Here is a 1771-nt window from a genome sequence, read left to right on the forward strand (position 1 = left end):
TATTCAGGTTTAGAGCCTTCCGCAGCGGGGGAAGTCGTCGCGGCACTCGAACAGCGCGGTATCGCTCATGAGGTGCGGGGCGGCGCAATTTTTGTGCCGAGTACCGACCGAGATCAATTGCGCATGGTGCTTGCGTCCGAGGGCTTACCGGCAAATTCGACCTCAGGATATGAGCTGCTAGATTCGCTATCCGGCTTCGGGACGACCGCACAGATGTTCGATGCGGCGTACTGGCGTGCGAAAGAGGGCGAATTGGCGCGTACCATCGTGTCGTCACCCCAGATTAGCACTGCACGCGTTCATATTGCCAACCCATCGTCGTCTCCATTCACGCGCGGGACGGCCGCCACCGCCTCTGTAACGGTCACAGCGGCGTCGGGGAGCGTGTCCACCCAACAGGCACAGGGGTATAAGTACCTTGTCGCATCTGCCGTATCAGGCCTATCGGCAGAAGATGTCTCTGTCATTGACGGACGCCGCGGGGTTGTCATCTCCGGCGATGACCCACTCTCCGGACTGCCCGAAAGCTCTGACAAGGCTGAAACATTACGTCAAAACGTGCTACGCCTTTTGGAGGCACGTGTTGGCAAAGGGCGCGCCGTTGTCGAGGTGTCGGTCGAACCCGTGACAGATGTCGAATCGATTACTGAACGCCGCTTTGATCCGGACACGCGCGTCGCCATCAGTACCCAAACCGAAGAGCGCACCACATCATCAACGGATACGCGAAGCGGCGCGGTTACAGTTGCGTCCAACCTCCCCAATGGCGATGCGGCCAACGGCGGAGATGCCTCGTCCAACAACTCTGAAACACGCGAGAGCATTAACTATGAAGTGTCCGAAACAACGCGCGAGTTACAACGCATGCCCGGTGCGGTCAAACGCCTCACGGTTGCTGTACTTATTGACGGAATCACTACATTAGACCCTGAAACAGAGACGGCCGTTTGGAGCGCACGGAGCGATGACGAGCTGTCCGCACTTGAGGCACTGGTGGCCTCAGCAATCGGGCTGGACGAAGCGCGCGGCGATTCGTTAACGATCCGGTCCATGGAATTCGAACCCGTTTTGGTCGAAGGAACAGCCGCAAGCCCGTCACCTTTTTCAGTCGCGAATCTTGATATAATGCGCATTTTACAGCTCGCCGTACTGACCGTTGTGTCTCTTGTCCTTGGGCTATTTGTTGTGCGTCCTATCCTTGCCAAGCCCGTCACTGTGCCCGCATTGGCAAGCCCTGTTTCCGAAAACCAGCCCCTTGGCGATACGTCTCTGCCCGCGTTGGAAAGCCCGAGTTTCGATCCGCCCGCGCTCACCAATAGCATGGACGATGGCGGGTTTGAGCTGCCGAGCCTTGGCGTTGTGTCCGACTTCGATCTTGGTGAGGACTTTGGCATGCCGACCGATCCCGTAAAGCGGCTTAAAAAGTTGATCGAAGATCGCGAAGAAGAAACAGTCGAAATTCTGCGCAGCTGGATTGAAGATGCGGAGGGAACGGCCTGATGTCATCCCTATTCCCTTTCGAAGACTTTGGTTCAGGTCGAAGAGACTCGCCAAAATCCGTTACCCCAGAACAAGAAATGCAAGAGCGTGCACGCCTTCGAGCTGTAGAGCAAGCGCGCGCAACAGGGTACGAGGCGGGTTACAAAGCGGGGTGGGATGATGCCATCGCAGCCGACGAGTCCGTTCGTACAAAAATCGGTGCGGAACTCGAACGCAACTTGCAAGATTTGGGTTTCACCTTTCACGAGGCGCGATCCCACATCATCAAATC

At 56.9% G+C, this 1771-nt stretch carries 1 protein-coding gene and 1 pseudogene; both read left to right on the plus strand.

Annotated features, from left to right (window positions below; translation table 11 throughout):
* A partial coding sequence (gene fliF / locus ACTG34_RS13665) for a flagellar basal-body MS-ring/collar protein FliF (protein ID WP_439105423.1) occupies positions 1–1500 on the plus strand: 1500 nt, incomplete at its 5' end.
* Positions 1500–1771: pseudogene (locus tag ACTG34_RS13670) on the plus strand (flagellar biosynthesis protein); the annotation flags it as partial. The gene fliF and the pseudogene ACTG34_RS13670, both read left to right, overlap by 1 nt.

This window comes from Celeribacter marinus (assembly GCF_965656515.1).
GTDB lineage: Bacteria > Pseudomonadota > Alphaproteobacteria > Rhodobacterales > Rhodobacteraceae > Celeribacter > Celeribacter marinus_D.